This is a genomic window from Streptomyces diastatochromogenes (assembly GCF_002242805.1).
Classification (GTDB): Bacteria; Actinomycetota; Actinomycetes; order Streptomycetales; family Streptomycetaceae; genus Streptomyces; species Streptomyces diastatochromogenes.
In genome coordinates this window covers 1-240 of sequence record NZ_MCGQ01000160.1, presented here as the reverse complement: position 1 = coordinate 240, position 240 = coordinate 1, and the positions used below count along the sequence as shown (strand labels likewise).

Below are 240 nucleotides of genomic sequence, written 5' to 3'. Positions count from 1 at the left end.
TGATGCTTGCGGTGGTCGGCCACCCAGCGCACCAGCGGGCCCTCGACCGCCAGCGACCCCATGATCGCCAGCGCGATCCTGAGCGGCCGCCTGGCCTTGAACGAACCATGGGTGAAGTACCGGTGGAAACCGATCGTGATGCCGTGGCACCCCAGGTAGTACATGAACACCAGCAGGCCCAGATCGAGCCAGCTCACCCCCCAGCCCCAGGCCAGCGGCACGGCCGCCACCAGCGCCAGG

1 pseudogene is annotated in these 240 nt (G+C 68.8%); it reads right to left on the bottom strand.

The features are described from left to right. Positions 1-240 (bottom strand): annotated as a pseudogene (locus BEK98_RS47310) (acyl-CoA desaturase); the annotation flags it as partial.